General features: G+C 41.2%; 18 protein-coding genes. 10 read left to right on the top strand and 8 right to left on the bottom strand.

Annotated features, from left to right (window positions below; translation table 11 throughout):
- Positions 1 to 122: 122 nt before the first annotated feature.
- From MMO38_RS05035 to MMO38_RS05045, 3 genes are all read right to left on the bottom strand, one after another.
- A complete protein-coding gene (locus tag MMO38_RS05035) occupies positions 123 to 464 on the bottom strand; it encodes an FKBP-type peptidyl-prolyl cis-trans isomerase (protein ID WP_004670305.1) in 342 nt (113 codons plus the stop codon).
- Positions 465 to 507: 43 nt separating this feature from the next.
- Positions 508 to 1,038, bottom strand: a complete 531-nt coding sequence (locus MMO38_RS05040) for a YaeQ family protein (RefSeq protein WP_005197931.1) — start codon at positions 1,036 to 1,038, stop codon at positions 508 to 510.
- A 68-nt stretch (positions 1,039 to 1,106) separates the two neighbouring features.
- Positions 1,107 to 2,111: a GTP-binding protein gene (locus tag MMO38_RS05045; RefSeq protein WP_241322790.1), complete on the bottom strand. Its 1,005-nt coding sequence runs from the start codon at positions 2,109 to 2,111 to the stop codon at positions 1,107 to 1,109.
- A gap of 471 nt (positions 2,112 to 2,582) precedes the next feature.
- Between MMO38_RS05045 and MMO38_RS05050 the strand changes: the two genes are divergently transcribed.
- Positions 2,583 to 2,771: a hypothetical protein gene (locus MMO38_RS05050; RefSeq protein WP_004670299.1), complete on the top strand. Its 189-nt coding sequence runs from the start codon at positions 2,583 to 2,585 to the stop codon at positions 2,769 to 2,771.
- Positions 2,772 to 2,896: 125 nt separating this feature from the next.
- Here the strand turns inward: MMO38_RS05050 and MMO38_RS05055 are convergent, their stop codons facing one another.
- The 4 genes from MMO38_RS05055 to mhpT all read right to left on the bottom strand — a co-directional run bounded on the left by MMO38_RS05055 (position 2,897) and on the right by mhpT (position 6,245).
- Complete coding sequence (locus MMO38_RS05055; protein ID WP_004670298.1) at positions 2,897 to 3,412, bottom strand: acyl-CoA thioesterase; 516 nt, start codon at positions 3,410 to 3,412, stop codon at positions 2,897 to 2,899.
- A 130-nt stretch (positions 3,413 to 3,542) separates the two neighbouring features.
- Entirely contained in the window at positions 3,543 to 4,166 is a 624-nt protein-coding gene (locus MMO38_RS05060) for a MarC family protein (protein ID WP_241322791.1), read from the bottom strand.
- A 302-nt stretch (positions 4,167 to 4,468) separates the two neighbouring features.
- Positions 4,469 to 4,936, bottom strand: a complete 468-nt coding sequence (locus MMO38_RS05065; protein ID WP_241322792.1) for a MarR family transcriptional regulator — start codon at positions 4,934 to 4,936, stop codon at positions 4,469 to 4,471.
- A gap of 79 nt (positions 4,937 to 5,015) precedes the next feature.
- Positions 5,016 to 6,245: a 3-(3-hydroxy-phenyl)propionate transporter MhpT gene (mhpT, locus tag MMO38_RS05070; RefSeq protein ID WP_241322793.1), complete on the bottom strand. Its 1,230-nt coding sequence runs from the start codon at positions 6,243 to 6,245 to the stop codon at positions 5,016 to 5,018.
- A 266-nt stretch (positions 6,246 to 6,511) separates the two neighbouring features.
- On the opposite strand from mhpT, the gene MMO38_RS05075 reads away from it, so the two are divergent.
- The 8 genes from MMO38_RS05075 (at position 6,512) to MMO38_RS05110 (ending at position 16,162) form a co-directional block, all read left to right on the top strand.
- Entirely contained in the window at positions 6,512 to 7,345 is an 834-nt protein-coding gene (locus MMO38_RS05075) for a p-hydroxycinnamoyl CoA hydratase/lyase (RefSeq protein WP_241322794.1), read from the top strand.
- Between the two features lie 38 nt (positions 7,346 to 7,383).
- Positions 7,384 to 8,835, top strand: coding sequence for an aldehyde dehydrogenase (locus MMO38_RS05080; protein WP_241322795.1), 1,452 nt, complete (start codon positions 7,384 to 7,386; stop codon positions 8,833 to 8,835).
- Between the two features lie 81 nt (positions 8,836 to 8,916).
- Complete coding sequence (locus MMO38_RS05085) at positions 8,917 to 10,803, top strand: feruloyl-CoA synthase (RefSeq protein ID WP_241322796.1); 1,887 nt, start codon at positions 8,917 to 8,919, stop codon at positions 10,801 to 10,803.
- Positions 10,804 to 10,876: 73 nt separating this feature from the next.
- A complete protein-coding gene (locus MMO38_RS05090) occupies positions 10,877 to 12,016 on the top strand; it encodes an acyl-CoA dehydrogenase family protein (RefSeq protein WP_241322797.1) in 1,140 nt (379 codons plus the stop codon).
- A gap of 82 nt (positions 12,017 to 12,098) precedes the next feature.
- Positions 12,099 to 13,349: an OprD family porin gene (locus tag MMO38_RS05095; protein WP_241322798.1), complete on the top strand. Its 1,251-nt coding sequence runs from the start codon at positions 12,099 to 12,101 to the stop codon at positions 13,347 to 13,349.
- Positions 13,350 to 13,407: 58 nt separating this feature from the next.
- The gene (locus MMO38_RS05100; RefSeq protein WP_241322799.1) at positions 13,408 to 13,944 is read left to right on the top strand and encodes a DUF3237 domain-containing protein; all 537 of its coding nucleotides are present in this window, start codon (positions 13,408 to 13,410) and stop codon (positions 13,942 to 13,944) included.
- 40 nt (positions 13,945 to 13,984) lie between these two features.
- Positions 13,985 to 14,374: a PaaI family thioesterase gene (locus MMO38_RS05105; protein ID WP_241322800.1), complete on the top strand. Its 390-nt coding sequence runs from the start codon at positions 13,985 to 13,987 to the stop codon at positions 14,372 to 14,374.
- Positions 14,375 to 14,407: 33 nt separating this feature from the next.
- Positions 14,408 to 16,162, top strand: a complete 1,755-nt coding sequence (locus MMO38_RS05110) for a tannase/feruloyl esterase family alpha/beta hydrolase (RefSeq protein WP_241322801.1) — start codon at positions 14,408 to 14,410, stop codon at positions 16,160 to 16,162.
- Between the two features lie 63 nt (positions 16,163 to 16,225).
- Here MMO38_RS05110 and pobA read toward each other — a convergent pair whose 3' ends face one another.
- Positions 16,226 to 17,440 (bottom strand): 4-hydroxybenzoate 3-monooxygenase, encoded by a 1,215-nt coding sequence (pobA, locus tag MMO38_RS05115; RefSeq protein ID WP_241322802.1) that lies wholly within the window; start codon positions 17,438 to 17,440, stop codon positions 16,226 to 16,228.
- A 140-nt stretch (positions 17,441 to 17,580) separates the two neighbouring features.
- Between pobA and MMO38_RS05120 the strand changes: the two genes are divergently transcribed.
- Positions 17,581 to 18,396 carry an IclR family transcriptional regulator C-terminal domain-containing protein gene (locus MMO38_RS05120; RefSeq protein ID WP_241322803.1) on the top strand — a complete coding sequence of 272 codons (816 nt, stop codon included), beginning with the start codon at positions 17,581 to 17,583 and terminating at the stop codon, positions 18,394 to 18,396.
- Positions 18,397 to 18,465 lie beyond the last annotated feature (69 nt).

The following is an 18,465-nucleotide window of genomic DNA, read 5'->3' on the forward strand; positions in this document are numbered from 1 at the left end:
TGCCAAATCAGGTGTTTATACAAACTTAATTATAATTAAAAAACAAATATATCCACATGATTTTAAAGTGATTTAGCTAAGACTAGGCTAAATCACTTTATTTATGATACAGACAACGATTGCTATTGGTCGCGTGTTTTCACATCAAAAAGTTCAATTTCAAAAGTTAGATTTGAGTTTGCAGGAATAATTTTCCCCATCTTACGTTCACCATAGGCTAAATGTGCAGGTACGATCAGTTTACGCTTTCCACCCACACGCATGCCCATGATGCCTTGATCCCATCCTTTAATTACACGTCCTGTGCCAATCACAGTTTCAAAGTAATTTCCACGATCAAGTGAAGAATCGAACTGGGTTCCGTCTTCTAACCAACCCGTATAATGTGTGGTGATTAAAGCACCTTTTACCGCTTCTTTACCTTCACCTACTTTTAAATCAATAATCTGTAACTCTGCGCTCATTTTTGTCTCTCCAAACTCAGCTCAATTCAGGGTGTATTCACTATTATTGCAATTGTTGCCACTGAATGTCGACTTGACCTTTGTCACTCAACAATGTCCATTCACCATCCATGATGTTTAACTGCAACTGCATGGTACGCTCACATAATTGTTCAAGTGCTTGGGTGGTTTGAGTAGAAAGCTGCCAAACTTCAACATTACTCAGTGTTTTGATTTTGGTACTTTTCTGCCACCAATCATTCGCTTGTGCACCGTAGGTCACCACGGCAACACTTTTACATCGCGCACTGGCTTTTTTCACTTTATCTTCAGATGGACAACCCACTTCAATCCATTTTTCTAACAAGCCCGTCAGGTCTTTTTGCCATAAAGCAGGCTCATCTGTTTCAAATAGATCTTTGGTGAAATCCAAATGTTCATCTGCATAACGCGCATAAGCAAGGATACGCACCATTAATCGCTCAATCGTTTCTGATGGGTGTTGAGCAAGGGTCAGTTGATAATCTGCATAAATATGCTGATCCATATTGGCAATATTTAGGTCTGCCTTATATATCGTTGCTTTTAACGCCATTGCTTCATGTCCTCAAATTTGGCGCTAAGCATACTCTATTTTTGCTAGAAAATGATGCGATTTGTGAATCAACTCGACTCATCTAGGCGACATGCCAAAAGTTGTTTTTCAAACTCAAACCAGTCCTGTTGCACCTGACAAATGATTTCGATTCGATTATCAATACTTGCTTCTACCGACTTATAGTTAAATTGTTGCGGATTGAAATTAAAATTCTTCCATCCTTGATCGGTATTAAATATTCCTTTGATCCGAACCCAATCCTGCTGTGCGCACAATAGATCCAATAAATCATAAAAGTTGAATTGCCAACGTTTGGAAAACTTCCAACCAGCGACCGTAAATCCTTGCGCAGTTTCAATATAATGATACGGCAACTGTTTGATTTCTTGTTCCGCAGCATCACCGAGCTGTGTTTTTTGCAATCGCAGTAAAGGTTGGATTTTTCGTTGCAAAGGCAGCTGGATAAGATCAAGCTGATCTAGCCAGACTTTTCCATGCTCCGCTTCGATCCAATGCTGGACATAAGTCTGATATTCTTGTTTTAACGCTAAATACGCATCTTGGTCGGCTTCGGTCATACAATCAATATGGGACAATACAACAATTTGTGCCGCTTTGAGCTGGTCGGTATACAGATTCTGCTGTACCCAATCATGGTCATGCAAACGACTGCCATCAATCACGATCACCAGTGCACGCATTTCTAGACTACTCTGCCAATGTGGCTCTGTTAGCTGATCGAGTAATTGTGCTGGATGCCCCAAGCCCGTTGGTTCAATGAATAACCGATCGGGTTTGCTTTCACTTAATAACCGCGCCAACGCAATTTGCATCGGCAATTGACTGCTACAACACAAACAACCGCCCAACAATTCTTTGACGGTATAACCATCCTGTTGGCTGATTAGTTGTTGATCGACCCCTATCTGCCCGAACTCGTTCATCAAAATCGCCCAAACTTCATGCTCAGGTTTTTGTGCTAATAAATGCTGTAATAATGTGGTCTTCCCTGCACCTAAAAAGCCAGAAATAATATGTGTTGGAACTGCTTTGGGCGAAATGAATTTCACGACATACTCAGGAACAAGGATTTATTGCATTGTAATGCGAAAAAAACAGGAAAAGAAATAATCAGCGATCAAACAACCAAACCTTAATAAAGGCTCACTTAAATATATTAATGAGACCACTATCACATAGTTAATCTAATAACCTTATTCAAAATACAAATATGAATGGTTTATTCAATTAAGTAATTCTAATGAACTCACAAGCAATGTTTAATCTGCGTAAACAGTTAGTTTATTTTTTATCCAAAAAAACATATTTCCATACATTTTAGCACGCAATAATTGGCTATTCATTTACAGAGTAACCACATAAAGTCCTTCAATATTTCAAATTGTTAAGCTTGGCGTAATAGATTGTTAAGGTTATTGCCGTAAATAGATTTGGCACATAGCATGAGCACATGTCTTGATTTGTGGCTTATCTACAAATCAGGCTGTTTTTAATGAAACTGAAATTAAAGGATGCCAACAATGAAACTTATCAAAACACTTCTTGCTACGACGCTTACTCTTGCTGCTGCGACTACATTTGCTGCGTCAGCTAACGAAGTTCAAACTGAAGCACAAACTGAAGACCGTGTTGTTGTTTCAACTCAAGAACAACCAGCGACTGATGCAACAAGCGAAGCTGCTCCTGCATCTGAACCAGTAGCAAACTAATATAGATTTTAAAAGCTACCTCTGCTTTTTTAAATCGATTTATTATGATTTGATCCTATTTCATAATAAATAAAAAAAGATCGAACCATGCTGCGGTTCGATCTTTTTTATGGGCTAAATAAAAATTAAGGCGAAGACTTAAACATACTGCATGAGGGTTGATGAACTTCTTGTAGGCGCCTTTCTTTCCGTTGCTCTGCTGCTTCGAAACGACAACGCTTCCAATCAGTATCTAATTTTAAAGATGGAACTTGTTTCGGTTGGCGCTGTTCATCAACAGCAACCATGGTGAAATAACAGGTGTTGGTGTGTCTGATACTACGTTTTTGAATATTTTGGGCTTCGACGCGAATCCCTATTTCCATTGAAGTACGGCCAACATGGTTTACACTCGCTAAAAATGTCACCAATTCACCAACATAAATGGGTTCTTTAAAATTGACTTTATCAACAGATAGCGTCACCACGTAACTGCCTGAATAACGACTAGCGCAAGCATAAGCGACTTGGTCAAGCAGTTTTAAAATAGCGCCACCATGTACATTACCAGAAAAGTTTGCCATATCTGGTGTCATCAAAACCGACATTGTAAGCTCTGATTGATCATCAGGCGTCTGATGGAATTGATCTAGTTGATCCATGTTTGGGACTCATAGCGGAAAACAGCACCACTATTATCACTCATTCATGATCGCAAACATATATCTAAATCAATCAAACACTGTCGCTTGCTCGAGGAGCGATTGTTTTACCTATCACGAGAACGTATTTCTAACTTAAATTTGCGGAATTCATGAGACCAAATACCCCATTGACGATCATATCAACCGCAATCGTCCCGATGAGCAATGCAGCTAAGCGCCCCACGATATCAAAATAACGGTCAATGTATTTTGCATGTTTATAGCGTAAATGATCATGCCCATACTTCATGAGAATCAAAATACTACAGGTCAAGAACAAGGTAACAGCGATCACAGCAACCGCAGCTGTAAAAGGTAAGGTCACTCCCGTGACCACTGCCGCACTAATCGTTCCCGGCCCAATCATAAATGGCATCGCAATCGTTCCAGCTAAATGCTCAGGTGCACCACGCATTTCACCGATGGTATCGGCCCCTTGGAACACATAACGATAGCCAATCACTAAGAAAATTAAACCACCAAAAATTTGAAAAGACTCAAAACGGACATTTAAATATTTACTAAAAATATTCTCACCGCCCCAAGCAAATAAAACAAACACAATAAAGGCAATCAAGCTCCCTTGAATAAGGGCTTTATTAAAGACCGTTACATCAGTATTCCGGATAATCCCAACCATATAGACACTCATAAGGAAGGGGTTTAACAAGGAGAAAAACAACGCAAAAGCATGAACATAAGAAGAAAACATATAAACTCTTGGCCTTACAATATTAATATTTTACTGAACAATTTAAACACGGCGAGATGAGTGATTAAAAGTTTTCTTAGAACTTTTAATCACATCACTGAGTTAGTCATCTTTAGTTAAATTAACAGCCGTACTCGTTTCAATATTTTTTTCACAGCACGTCCCCTAAGACTATAAAAATTAAATAGTTGTTATCATTTTCACATACGCCCGCGCTTTTAATTTGTATTGCATGTATATGAGTAGTATTGGAAATGTAAATCTCTTGGAAAAGCGTTATCCAGTAAAATACCGTCTATAAATTACGGTATAAATTCGTCAGCTTTAAGATTATTGACCATCTCTTCCAAATTATTTCGAATTAAATATGCCAAATTGATATCGATTCCTTGCAGCATTTTTTGTTCAACTTTCTCAACTACAATATTGCACTCATTCAATTTGTTTAAACCGCTTTGGGTCAGTGTGACCAAGATACGACGACCATGAGTAGGATCTGGTGTTTTTTCTATCCAACCATTGCTAAATAAATCTTGCAGAATTTTATTGGCAGATTGCGGCTTGATAAATGAACGCTCAGCCAACTTAGCATTTGACAGGTTACTTTTAGACGCAAGAACAGACAATGCCGTAAATTGAGGTAAACTAATATTGAGATGTTTTAATTGCTCAGTTAAATGTTTACTGATAATGCGATCAACACGAGCAATCATATAACTTAGTCTCGGTTCATCCTGTATTTTCTTTGGAACTAAACTCGAACGCGCCATAATTTATCTTTCATCAAAAATGGTATGTAAAGGAAGTATGAAGCAAAAGCCACATACTTCCTTTAGGATTTAAAACTTACTAAGTCGTCGTGCTTTGTACTAAATGTACAGGCTGTTTAGGCTTTTTGACAAGCAACAAAGCAGAGATCGCTGCAATTAAAATGATTGGGATACTTGCACCAATCACAATTGTGGAACTTTGACCAAGTGATAGCAGGAAACCCGCCATGAGCGGTCCAGCAAATGATCCAATGCGACCAATTGCCACCGCTGAACCCACGCCAGTACCACGCATCTCTGTTGGATAGTACATCGCAGCTAAACCATACAATGCAGACTGCCCACCGACAATAAATAAACCACAACCAATTGCCGAAAGTACCAGTAAAGCAACCGTTGGCGAAATGGATAGACAGCATAATGAGAATAGAATCCCCGTATAGATCAACTTAATTACAAAGCTCATGCGCAATTTATCTAACATAACCCCCATAAGGATTGATCCAAAAATACCACCAATGTTATAGCCCATTTGGACATAATTGGCCTCAAACTTGGATAAACCTTGTGCGCCCATGAGCAACGGCAGCCAATTGAGTAAAAAATACAAAACCACCAATGTACAGAAGAAACTGATCCAGATCTGGATCGTCGACATACGGCGTTCTTTCGCAAATAAAACCTCAAAAAATGGAATTGCAGTTTGATGTTCTGTTCTGCGTTGTAAATAATCACTCGATTCAGGCAAATATTTAATAATCAAAGGAATCAATAAAATTGGTGCAATACCACCAATGTAAAAAATATGACGCCATTCACTATCACCCGCCAACAACATGGCCACGACCGAGGTAAGTAATCCACCGAAAGGAATACCACTATACATTATGCTTACAGCTGTGCCCTTATACTGATCTGATACAGCTTCTGAAGCCATCGTAATCATAATCGGCAATGCGCCGCCCATGCCCAATCCCGTCAAGAAGCGAATCAACAGTAGTAAATTATAATCAGCAGCAAACGCCGTGAGTAAAGACATTATTCCGAACAGCAAAATGCTCGAGATCAGAATTTTCTTTCTTCCAATAATATCTGCCAATCGCCCACCAAGTATAGCACCCGGTAGCGTACCCAAAATCGCAGCACTAAATGCCCAAGCCATTTGCGCATTGTCCAACATAAATTCTGCACGCATGCGTGGTGCTGCAACGCCCATCGATTGAAGGTCGAAGCCTTCAAAAATTGCAATTGCGAAACAGAGCAGTAAGGTTATTTTTGCACTGCCAGACCGTCCTAATATTTTTTCCATTACTTTGTCCTTTTTCGACCAATCTATCCATTCAGCCTTTTTGTGTATTGTTTATTAAACACCCCAAAAATATCAGTTAAACTTATCAAAAAATCAATATATTTTTAATAAAAAGTTAAAAAATAAAATTTAAAATTATTAATATTATTACAAATCAGTCAATTAAAAAATTATTAGAATAAATTCCAAAAAAGACTTGAATGTAAGTTTAACTGATATTAAATTAAATCTTAGTACAAACAAATGTCACTTCAAGGAGTCTAACCATGACATATGAAAACCGCTGGGAAACTGTAGATGTAAACGTTGAGAATGGAATCGCATGGGTTACATTGAATCGACCAGAAAAAAAGAATGCTATGAGTCCAACACTAAACCGAGAAATGATCGATGTACTTGAGACCTTAGAGCTTGATCTAGATGCACGAGTATTGGTGCTCACTGGTGCAGGTGATTCATGGACGGCAGGAATGGATTTAAAAGAGTATTTCCGTGAAGTAGATACACAGCCTGAGATCTTCCAAGAACGCATTCGTCGTGACTCATGTCGCTGGCAGTGGCAGCTTCTCCGCATGTATTCAAAACCAACTATTGCAATGGTCAATGGATGGTGTTTCGGTGGTGGTTTTTCCCCTCTTGTCGCATGCGATCTTGCTATCGCAGCAGATGAAGCAACTTTTGGACTATCTGAAATTAACTGGGGTATTCCACCAGGTAATTTGGTTAGCAAGGCAATGGCTGATACGGTCGGTCATCGTGCATCGTTGTATTACATCATGACTGGAAAAACCTTTAGTGGCAAAGAAGCTGAAACGATGGGATTAATTAACAAAAGTGTGCCACTGGCTCAACTCAAAGCAGAGGTTACCGAGCTTGCTAACAATCTGCTTGAAAAAAATCCTGTAGTGCTACGTACTGCTAAAAATGGTTTCAAACGTTGCCGTGAACTGACGTGGGATCAAAACGAAGATTACTTATATGCCAAGTTGGATCAATGTATTCATCGTGATACTGAAAATGGACGCCAAGAAGGTCTGAAACAATTTTTAGATGAAAAATCAATTAAACCAGGTTTACAAAGTTATAAGCGTACTGGTTAACTTTTGATTTTTCTAATGGCAAAGTAAGGATACAACCCATGCAAAATGTACAGTTACTTATTCACGGTCAAGCTTGTGCTGCTTCTAATCAAGCTACCTTTGAACGTATTAGCCCAATTGACGGTAGCGTGGCCTCTCAATCTGCTGCTGCGACCTTGGATGATGTTGATCGTGCCATCGATTCTGCACAACAGGCTTTTACGGTTTGGTCGAAACTCTCGCCTACCGAACGCCGTTTACGCTTATTAAAAGCAGCTGATTTGATGGACAAAAAAACTGAACAATTCATCCAAATTGGAATGCAAGAAACGGGTTCAACTGCAACTTGGTATGGGTTCAATGTCCACCTTGCTGCAAATATGCTACGCGAAGCCGCAGCCATGACCACACAAATTGATGGCAGTCTAATTCCGTCAGATGTGCCAGGCAATCTTGCAATGGGTGTGCGGGTTCCTTGCGGTGTCATTGTTGGCATTGCACCTTGGAACGCTCCGGTCATTTTGGCAACCCGTGCGCTTGCCATGCCGCTGGCTTGTGGTAACACAGTTGTATTAAAAGCATCGGAGGCTTGTCCTGCCACCCATCGCCTGATCGGTGAAGTTTTACATGAAGCAGGTCTAGGTGAAGGTGTGGTGAATGTGATTACTCACGCCGCCGAAGACGCACCACAAATCGTGGAACGTTTAGTATCTCATCCAGCGGTGAAGCGCATTAATTTTACGGGTTCAACCAAAGTCGGAAAAATTATTGCAGAGACTGCTGCAAAATATTTAAAACCGGTTTTACTCGAACTGGGTGGTAAAGCGCCTGTTGTGGTTTTAAATGACGCAGACATTAATGAAGCCGTAAATGCTGTTGCTTTTGGCGCATTCTTTAATCAAGGGCAAATTTGCATGTCGACTGAACGAGTTTTGGTTCAAGACGATATTGCTGACCAATTTATTGAAAAATTGATTGAGAAAACCCGCTCTATTCAGGCAGGTAATCCGACTTCAAAAGACAATGTGCTCGGTGTTTTAGAAAGTCGCCGTGCTGCAAGCCGTATTCAACATTTGCTGGAAGATGCTCAAAACAAAGGTGCTGACTTACCTTTAGGCATTCATATTGAAGACACCTCCATGCAACCGACATTGGTACTCAATATTAAACCTGACATGCTGCTTTACCGCGAAGAATCATTTGGACCTGTATGCACAGTTCAACGTTTTTCAAGCATCGAAGAAGCTGTAGCACTGGCAAATGACAGCGAGTTCGGTCTGTCTTCAGCAGTGTTTAGCCAAAATATTTCGCAAGCCTTAGACGTTGCTAAACAGATTGATTCGGGTATTTGTCATATTAACGGCGCAACCGTACATGACGAAGCTCAAATGCCATTTGGCGGAACAAAATCGAGTGGTTACGGACGTTTTGGTAGTAAAGTCTCTGTTGCCGAATTTACCGAACTACGCTGGATCACCATTCAGACCCAATCACGCCATTACCCGATTTAATCGGACTAATGCGGAAAACGACATATTAAATATAAATTGCATGATGCAAAAAATAAGGCGCAGTAATGCGCTTGCCATGGAGTGAAAGAAATGCAAATGAATGCCACTCAATCACAAGACCGCGAACGGTTCGTAAAATTAGGGCAACATGATATTCATTATCACCATAAAGATGACATGCTCTATATCAGCCCAAAAGAGCAATTAAAACCATATCCACAAAAACTGACAGATCGGTTAATCCATTTTGCCCAAACCAAACCTGAGCATATTTTTGCTGCAAAACGCAATGCTCAAGGAGAATGGGTCAAACTGAGCTATGCAGAAGTTTTACAACGTGCATGGCACATCGCTCAGGCTTTACATGAACGTAACTTAAGCCAAGAAAGACCGCTGGTCATTTTAAGTGGCAATGATCTCGAACATTTGACACTCTCGATGGGCGCCATGCTGGCAGGTGTACCGTTCTCGGCCATTTCCCCTGCCTACTCTCTGATTTCTCAAGACTTTGGCAAACTTAAACATGTGTTTAAAGTGCTTACACCAGGCATGGTCTATGCCAGCGATGGACAAGCCTTTGCCAAAGCCATTCAGGCATGTATTACATCCGACATTGAAGTGGTCACGAATAAAGGGATTGTGGGCGATCAGATCTGCACATCTTTTCAGTCGCTATTAGATACGCCAGTTTCAAATGTTCAAGAGTTTTATCAAACCTTTGATGAAAACCAAATTGCCAAATTCTTATTTACCTCAGGTTCAACCAAGTTACCTAAAGCTGTGCCGACTACGCACTTAATGTTGTGTGTTAATCAGCAAATGCTGTTGCAGACTTTTCCTGAGTTTGAAGAAACACCACCTGTACTCCTCGACTGGTTGTCTTGGCATCATACCTTTGGCGGCAGTCATAATGTCGGAATTGCACTTTATAACGGTGGCACGATTTACATTGATGATGGCAAACCTGTTGCAGGAAAATTCGACGAAACCATTCGTAATCTCAAAGAAATTTCGCCAACCGTTTATTTAAATGTGCCAAAAGGTTGGGAAGAACTCACCGAAGCTTTAGAAAAAGATGAAGAATTAAGAGACCGCTTTTTTGCCAAAGTTAAAATTTTATTCTTTGCAGGTGCAGCGCTTTCAGAAGCAGGCTGGAACCGACTCGATAAAATTGCTCAGCAACATTGCGGAGAGAAAATTCGCATCATGAGCGGATTGGGAATGACTGAAACTGCACCATCATGTGCTTTTACCACTGGCCCACGCGTGATGGCTGGCTTTATTGGTTACCCTGCTCCTGGATGTGAAATTAAGCTGGTTCCATGTGGCGACAAACTTGAGTTCTGTGTTCGTGGCAAACATGTCATGAAAGGCTATTGGCGCTTAAAGGCGGACCAACAAAGTACTGTGTTTGATGATGAAGGCTTTTTCCATACGGGTGATGCTGTTCGTTTAGTCGATGCAAATGATCCAACCAAAGGCTTGATGTATGACGGGCGAATTGCCGAAGACTTTAAACTTAATACAGGTACTTTTGTGAATGTGGGCACACTACGCAACAAAGTGCTGATTCAAGGTAATTTACTGGTTCAAGATGTTTGTATTACCGGTTCAAACCTGAATGCTGTCGGTTTTCTGATTTTTCCAAAATTAGACGCTTGTGCTCAATATGCAGGCCTTCCGCTTGCTGAACATTCTGCATCAGAGATATTACAGCACCCAAAAGTCCTGCAATGGTTCCGTCAATTTTTAACGACATTTAATAAAGATGCGACTGGCAGTTCAAATACCGTTTCCATGCTTTATTTAATGACCGAACCACCTCAACTCGATGCAGGTGAAGTGACCGATAAAGGCAACCTCAATCAAAGCAATATTACCAAACGTCGTGCCGCTTTAATTGATGAGCTTTATCAAAAGCAGACTGATAATCCACTCATCATCAGAGTGCCCACCATAAAGCAATAAACAATTGAAATAAAAAGGAAGCTCAAACTTCGGTTTGGGCCTTAGCCTCACTTTTGCCTAAAAAAGGTTCAGCATGCCACACGACACAGAATTTGAACTCTTTCGGGACAGCTATCGCAGGTTCTTAAAAGAACAGGTTGCTCCGTATTATGAACAGTGGGAACAAGATGGCCTTATCCCACGTGATCTATGGCTTCGTCTTGGGGAAAATGGCTTTTTATGCATCGATGTGCCCGAGGAATATGGCGGTTACGGCGCTCCTGTTCATTACTCCCTCATGCTGGTTCAAGAAACTGCTCAAGCTGGCTTTGCATCTTTGGCAGTTGCTATTGGCGGGCAAAATGAGCTGGTTTCTCCTTATTTGCAAAATATTGGAACCGAAGCGCAAAAACGTTATTGGTTACCAAAAATGGTGACAGGTGAAGTCGTCACTGCAATAGCCATGACAGAGGCCAATGCGGGTTCAGACTTACAGGCGATACGCACTCAAGCCATTTTAGAAAATGATCACTACCGTATTCATGGTTCAAAAACATTTATTTCAAATGGATTGCATGCCGATCTGATCGTTTTAGTAGCAAAATCCGACCCGCAAGCCAAAGCAAAAGGCATTTCTATTTTTTTAGTGGATGCAGCTTTAGAGGGAGTTAAAAAAGGTCGCTCTTTACAAAAAATCGGGCTGCATGCCCAAGATACAGCCGAACTATTTTTTGAAGATGTTTGCGTGCCTATCACACAGCGTTTGGGTGAAGAAGGACAAGGCTTTGTTTATTTAATGCAAGAGTTACCTCGTGAACGTTTGAGTATTTCCATGATGGCATTGGGTTCGATTTTAGGGGCAATCCAACTCACCAAAGACTATGTGCTGGAGCGTAAAGCATTTGGTCAACCCTTAAGCCAAATGCAAAACACGCGGTTTGTGCTGGCTAACGCGCAAATCAAAGCCAAAGCCGCCCAAGCTTTTGTAGAGCAATCTGCAGCACTGTATCAACAACACCAGTTAAGCGTCACTCAAGTTGCCGCATTGAAATGCTTTATCACAGATGTCCAATGTGAAGTGATTGATCAATTACTTCAACTTTTTGGCGGCTACGGTTACATGCAGGAATACCCGATTTCACGCTTTTTTGTGGATGCGCGGGTACAAAAAATTTACGGGGGCACTAACGAAATCATGAAAGAAATCGTCGCCCGTGAAATGTTAGGAAAATAATTCGATTTAACCCACCAGCAAGGCAGACATAACAATCAAGCCTTATGGAAAAACAACAATGCTATTTTCAGGAAGAAATACCATGTCGAAATTATGGATCTACTCTACCTTAATGCTCTCAGGTTCAGTGTATGCAGGCAATTTTATTGACAACAGTTCAGTAGAGCTCACCACACGAAACTTTTATTTTGATCGAGATTATCAAGAGGAGTCGAGATATCCCGCAGCAAAAGATTGGACACAAGGGTTTATTCTAAAAGCCAATTCAGGCTATACCGAAGGCACCATTGGTTTTGGATTAGATATTCTTGCAACAGCAGGCTTCAAACTCGATGCCGATGCCGAGCACGCAGGCACGGGCAATTTACTTAGAAATGCCGTCACCAATGAACCTGCTAACTCTTATGGACAAATTGGTGTCACAGCAAAAGCTAAAATGAGCCAAACTGAACTCAAAGTCGGCACCTTAAGACCAATGAATCCTGTTCTAGTTGCCTCACCTGCCCGCTTGTTACCACAGACTTATCGAGGTATTTCCCTTGAATCCAAAGACTTCCAAAATTTAGATCTACAAGCTGCTTATATTAATCGCGTCAATCACCGTGATTCCACCGATCATGAAAAAATTAAAATCTCAGGCGTAAATGGACGATTTAAAGGTGCTGAAACTGATGGACTCTATTATTTAGGTGGAAACTATCAGCTTGATCCAGCAATCAAGCTCACCGCTTTTTACATGGATGTTGATGATCTCTATCACCAAACCATGGTCGGCGCTTCGCATCAATTTAAAATTAATGACAACACTAATTTTAGCTCTCAATTACGCTATTACCGTAGCCGCAATGATGGACAGGCAAAAGCTGGTTTAGTCGATAATGATCTTTATCATGCGTATTTCGAACTCAAACATCAAAACCATAAATTTATTGTTGGAAGCTTTCAACATCACGGCGACACCGCCTTTCCGTATTTGACTGGCGGTGAAACTGGACTACTCATTGATACATGGCCGGGAGAGTTTTTAAACCCGAAAGAGAAAGTCTATAGCTTTCGCTATGAATATGACTTCAAAGATTATGTTCCGGGCTTACGTTTTATGACCCGTTACACCACAGGTCATAATATTTATGCACCCAACTTAGGTGGAACTAATCTAAAGGAACGCGAAACAGACTTTGACTTAGGCTACACCGTACAAAGTGGCTGGTTAAAAAATTTAGGGTTGCGTGCACGTTATGCCATGTATGACAACAACATGCTCTCCACTGCCAACATCAAACCTTCAAATGAAACCCGTATCAACATTGATTACACATGGAAATTTAAATAATTCAAAACCAGAGGGTCTGTCATGCATAGAACCTCTTTTTTATTTTAGGAAATTTATCATGAAGAAAGTTGTCACACTACTCTGCGGAATGAGCCTCATTGCCCTAACGCATGCCGAAACCCAATATAGCCCGCCAGCTATTCAGCTTGAGCCTTTAGCAAAATTTAGTGTTGATCTGAATGCGCCTGTTTGGGAATTAGGTGCAACCAGTGATGCAGGTAAACGCCGAATTATTCCCATTACAGGTGGGACATTCGAGGGCAAATCACTTAAGGGCCGCATTTTAAATAATGGCGCAGATTGGCAAATTGTCGACAGTAAAGGATTGGCAATTATTGATACGCGATATTTGTTAGAAACCGATGACGGTGCACTTATTTATCTTCAAACCAAAGGTTACCGACATGGCTCGGCAGAAACACTAAAACAGCTTGCTCAAGGCAAAGATGTCGACCCGAAAAATTACTATTTCAAAATTACCATGCAGTTTGAAACCAGCTCACCTAAATATGCATGGCTTAACCAGACCGTTGCAGTAGGTAGTGCAATGCGCTTGGGCAAAACGGTTATTTATGATGCCTATACCCTAAAATAATCATTTTTATAACACTTACAAAAAGGATGGAGCCTTGATTATGGATCAGAAAACTTTAGAACACTTACCACCCATCCATCACCATTTGGGTGGACACAATATCCATTGGAATGAAGAAAATACTGAGCTCACCATCCACTACACAGCGCTAGAAAGCTTTACCAATCCACGCGGTACCGTTGAAGGCGGCATGATCTGCGCCATGCTTGACGACGTAATGGGGCTTTTTGCATTTCTCGCCAATGACCGTAAACCAGCCACCACCATCAACTTAACCATGGATTTTTTAAGACCCTGTGTTGTAGGTGAAGTCATTACAAAATGCCGTTTTATTAAACAAGGTAAAACCGTACTGAATCTCGAAAGTGAAGCTTGGCAAAACAACAAAATGATTGCACGAAGTACCGCTAATTTTATGGTTTTAGATTAATTGCAACCATTCATTCAATAAGGATATGAATAAATGAATGACTCTAACAATAAACGAATTTTGACCCACTCCGCTTTAGTACTCGCCATACTTGGCGCTTTGGCAGGCTGTGGAAGTGATAGTGATGACACATCGGCTCCTTCTACAAACAAACCACCTCAGTTGTCTCCTGCTATGGGCGTAAAAATGACAGGAAGCTGTTCAGACTTACTCGGATTTCAATATAACAATAGCGTGATTAGCTCGGCCACTCTTCAAGAGGCAGGCACATTGACTGTCGCCAACAAACCAATTGGTACTCATTGTTTGGTCAAGGGTTATATGGACCAGCGTGTAAGCCCTGTCGATGGACAAACCTATCAAATTGGTTTTGAAATGCGCTTACCTGTTGATTGGAACGGCCGTTTTCTCTATCAAGGCAATGGTGGAACCGATGGTAACTTAGTGCCTGCAACGGGTCAGGTCGGCAGCGGTGGTCCACTCACTAATGCCCTACATGATGGTTTTGCTGTTATTTCTTCCGATGCCGGACATGATGCTTCACAAAATCCAATGTTTGGTTTAGATCCTCAAGCCAGAATTAACTATGGCTATGGTGCGATTATCAAGCTCACACCTATGGCAAAAAATCTAATTAAAACAGCATATGGTAAATTGCCAGACCGCTCCTATGCAGGCGGCACCTCTAATGGTGGTCGTCACGCTATGATTGCCGCAACCCGTTTAGGCGACCAATATGATGGAATTTTAGCAAGCACACCGGGTTTTCATTTACCTCGTGCAGCCGCGGCTCAACTCTACACAGCGCAGCAGCTTCGTCGTGTCGCAACAGATGAAAATGACTTAAGTACCGCCCTTACACTTGCAGAGCGTAAAGTATTAGCAAAAGCGATTTTAGATCGATGCGATGCCTTAGACGGTGTTGCAGATGGACTGGTTCAAGATGTCGAGGCTTGCCGTACAGCTTTTGATATTCACCAACATGTACCCATTTGCTCAAGCACAAGAGATGGCACCTGTTTAAGTACCGAACAAATTGATGTGTTAGCCAATATTTACCGCGGCCCTGTGAACTCTGCTGGACAAGCACTTTATGCAACCCAGCCTTTCGATCCGGGTTTAGTGGGAAGCAACTGGGCAAGCTGGAAATTCGAATCTTCGGTGGGAACAGCACGTGACCCAGTTGCAGTCGGAATTCTGTTTCAGGTTCCACCAGATCCAACTGTGACTCAAAACTCTAGACAATTTGCCTTTAATTTTAACTTCGATACCGACTATCCAAAACTATCGGCAACCAATGATGTATACACCGAAAGTTCGATGTCATTCATGATGCCACCCGATGAACTTAATCTGGATAAACTACGTAATCACGGTGGAAAAATGATTGTGGTACAAGGCACAGCAGACGGCGTTTTCTCTGTGGATGACACGCAGAATTGGTACGATCAACTGCTGCAACGCTATAAAAATGATGCAAAAGGTACAGCACCTGAATTTGCACGTTTCTTTAGAGTTCCGGGCATGAACCATACCCGTGATGGCATTGCCACCGACCAATTTGACGCATTGACTGCTTTAGTTAACTGGGTGGAATATGGACAAGCACCTGACAAAATCATTGCCACTGCACGCGGTGCAGGTAACCCAAGTGGTCAAGTTAATACTGAACTTCCGCAAGACTGGACGCCTGATCGTACTCGCCCACTTTGTCCTTACCCACTGATTACTCGCTATAATGGTCAAGGCAATAGTGAAAAAGCCGAAAACTTTAGCTGTAAACCCTAAATCTGATTTTCATCCCTTAAATAAGACAAAAAGAGCATATACATGCTCTTTTTGTCTTCGGCATTAACCAGCTTGTTGAAGTTCGCTCAACGGTTTAATTTCATAGGGTAAGCCAACATAATTCTCAGCCAAGGTAGTCTGTCCAGCATGAGAACTTAATATATAGCTTAATTCAGCCTGTTTAATTTTATGGTCAAACTCACTTTCGGTTTCAAAACGATGCAATAGATGGGTCATCCACCAAGAAAACCGTTCTGCTTTCCATACCCGCTGCAAGCATTTCTCTGAATATTCATTAATACCCTGTTCCGAACCATCAAGATAATATTCAATCAATGCACTGGATAAATAAGCGATATCCGAAGCAGCAAGATTGAGCCCCTTCGCCCCTGTCGGAGGTACAATATGGGCTGCATCACCTGCTAAAAACAACTGACCAAAACGCATCGGTTCCGTTACAAAACTACGTAATGGCGCAATACTTTTTTCAATAGATACGCCAGTCACCAACTTTTTACGACTTTCAGGATCTAGACGGCGTTTCAACTCTTCCCAAAATCGTTCATCTGACCAATCTTCGACATGATCGGTTAATGGCACCTGCAAATAATAACGACTACGTGTTTCTGAGCGCATACTACATAAAGCGAAACCTCGTTCAGACTGCACATAAATCAACTCATCTGCAACGGGCGGCACATCCGCGAGAACACCCAACCAGCCAAATGGATAAACTTTCTCAAAAGTCTTAATTTTATCTTCTGGCACACTGGCACGACAAACGCCATGATAACCATCACAACCTGCAATGAAGTCACACTCAATTTGATAATCTTTTCCTTGATAATGAAAAGTGACTTTAGGCTGAGTATAAAAGTCATCAATTTGTACTTGTTCCGCTTCATAAAATGAAATCAGTTCAGCATGTTCACGGGCCTGCATTAAATCTTTGGTCACTTCGGTTTGACCATAGACCGTCACCTGCTTGCCTTTTGTTAATGAAGACAAGTCAACACGATGTTTTTTTCCATTGGTGAGTATCTCAATACCAGAGTGCGGTAAACCATTCGCTTTTAGATTTTGATCCACACCCGCTTGTTCCAATAAATCGACAGATACTTGCTCTAAAATTCCAGCACGAATGCGTGAAGCTACATACTCGGCACCGCGCTGTTCGATGATGATATGTTCAATACCAGCTTTATAAAGTAGTTGCCCAAGTAATAAACCTGCTGGTCCCGAACCAATAATTGCAACCTTCGTTTTAACGATTTCCATAACCACATCCTTGCACATTCCTTATCTTTTAAATTACTGCTTGCGTGGTACGGCATCTATATACGAAAATCGAAATAAACCGAATATCATTAAGTATGTCCGATATACGGACAAAACTCATCTAGGATAAGGAAGTTCAAATGTCTAGACAGGATGATTATTTGCAACATCCCCATTTAAACGAACAGATTCGGCAGGAAGACTACATTGCAGGACTCGGCAAAGGGCTGAGTTTATTAGAAGCTTTTGGCGTAGACCGACAACGTTTGAATGTCACTCAAGTCGCCGAACGCACAGGTATCAGTCGAACTGCAGCGAGACGATATTTAAAGACCTTAAAATATTTGGGTTATTTGGAAACTGATGAACATTACTTCTGGCTCACACATCGGGTCTTACGCTTCTCAAGTTCTTATTTAAGTTCCGCGCATTTACCAAAGATCGCACAATCTTTTTTAAATCTCTTATGTGCCCAGACCACGCTGACTTTTTCAATAGTGGTCTTAGATGAAAATGAGGTTGTACCTATTGCACGGAGTTATTTGCCTCAACAAGATAACCTCCGTGTTAGTCCTTATGGCATGCACTTGGGCAATCGCTTGCCAGCACATGCAACTTCTACAGGCAAAGTCCTATTGGCTGCATTGGAAAAACAACAGCAACAGCTTTGGGTTCAAAAGTATGGATTGAAACGTTTAACTGCATTTACGGAAACCGATGAAACCGCCTTTTTAGAACGTTTAAAACAAATCTCAGGATTAGACTACTGTCTATCCAAAGAAGAGCATGAGCTTGGTGTCATCGCGATTGCTGTGCCTGTATTAAATGCTCAAGGCCAAGCTGTTGCAGCTTTAAACTGTATGTCTCAAACCAATCGTGTTCAAGAAAGCTATTTGATTCAACAAGTCTTGCCTTTGCTCCGAAATACAGCAAACGAGTTGAGAAGCATGGTTTAAATTCTTGGAATATAAGCTCATAAAGTACAAGACCTCCTTTCGGAGGCCTGTGCTTTATCTTTCAAATGA

This window comes from Acinetobacter sp. NIPH 1852 (assembly GCF_022549455.1).
GTDB lineage: Bacteria > Pseudomonadota > Gammaproteobacteria > Pseudomonadales > Moraxellaceae > Acinetobacter.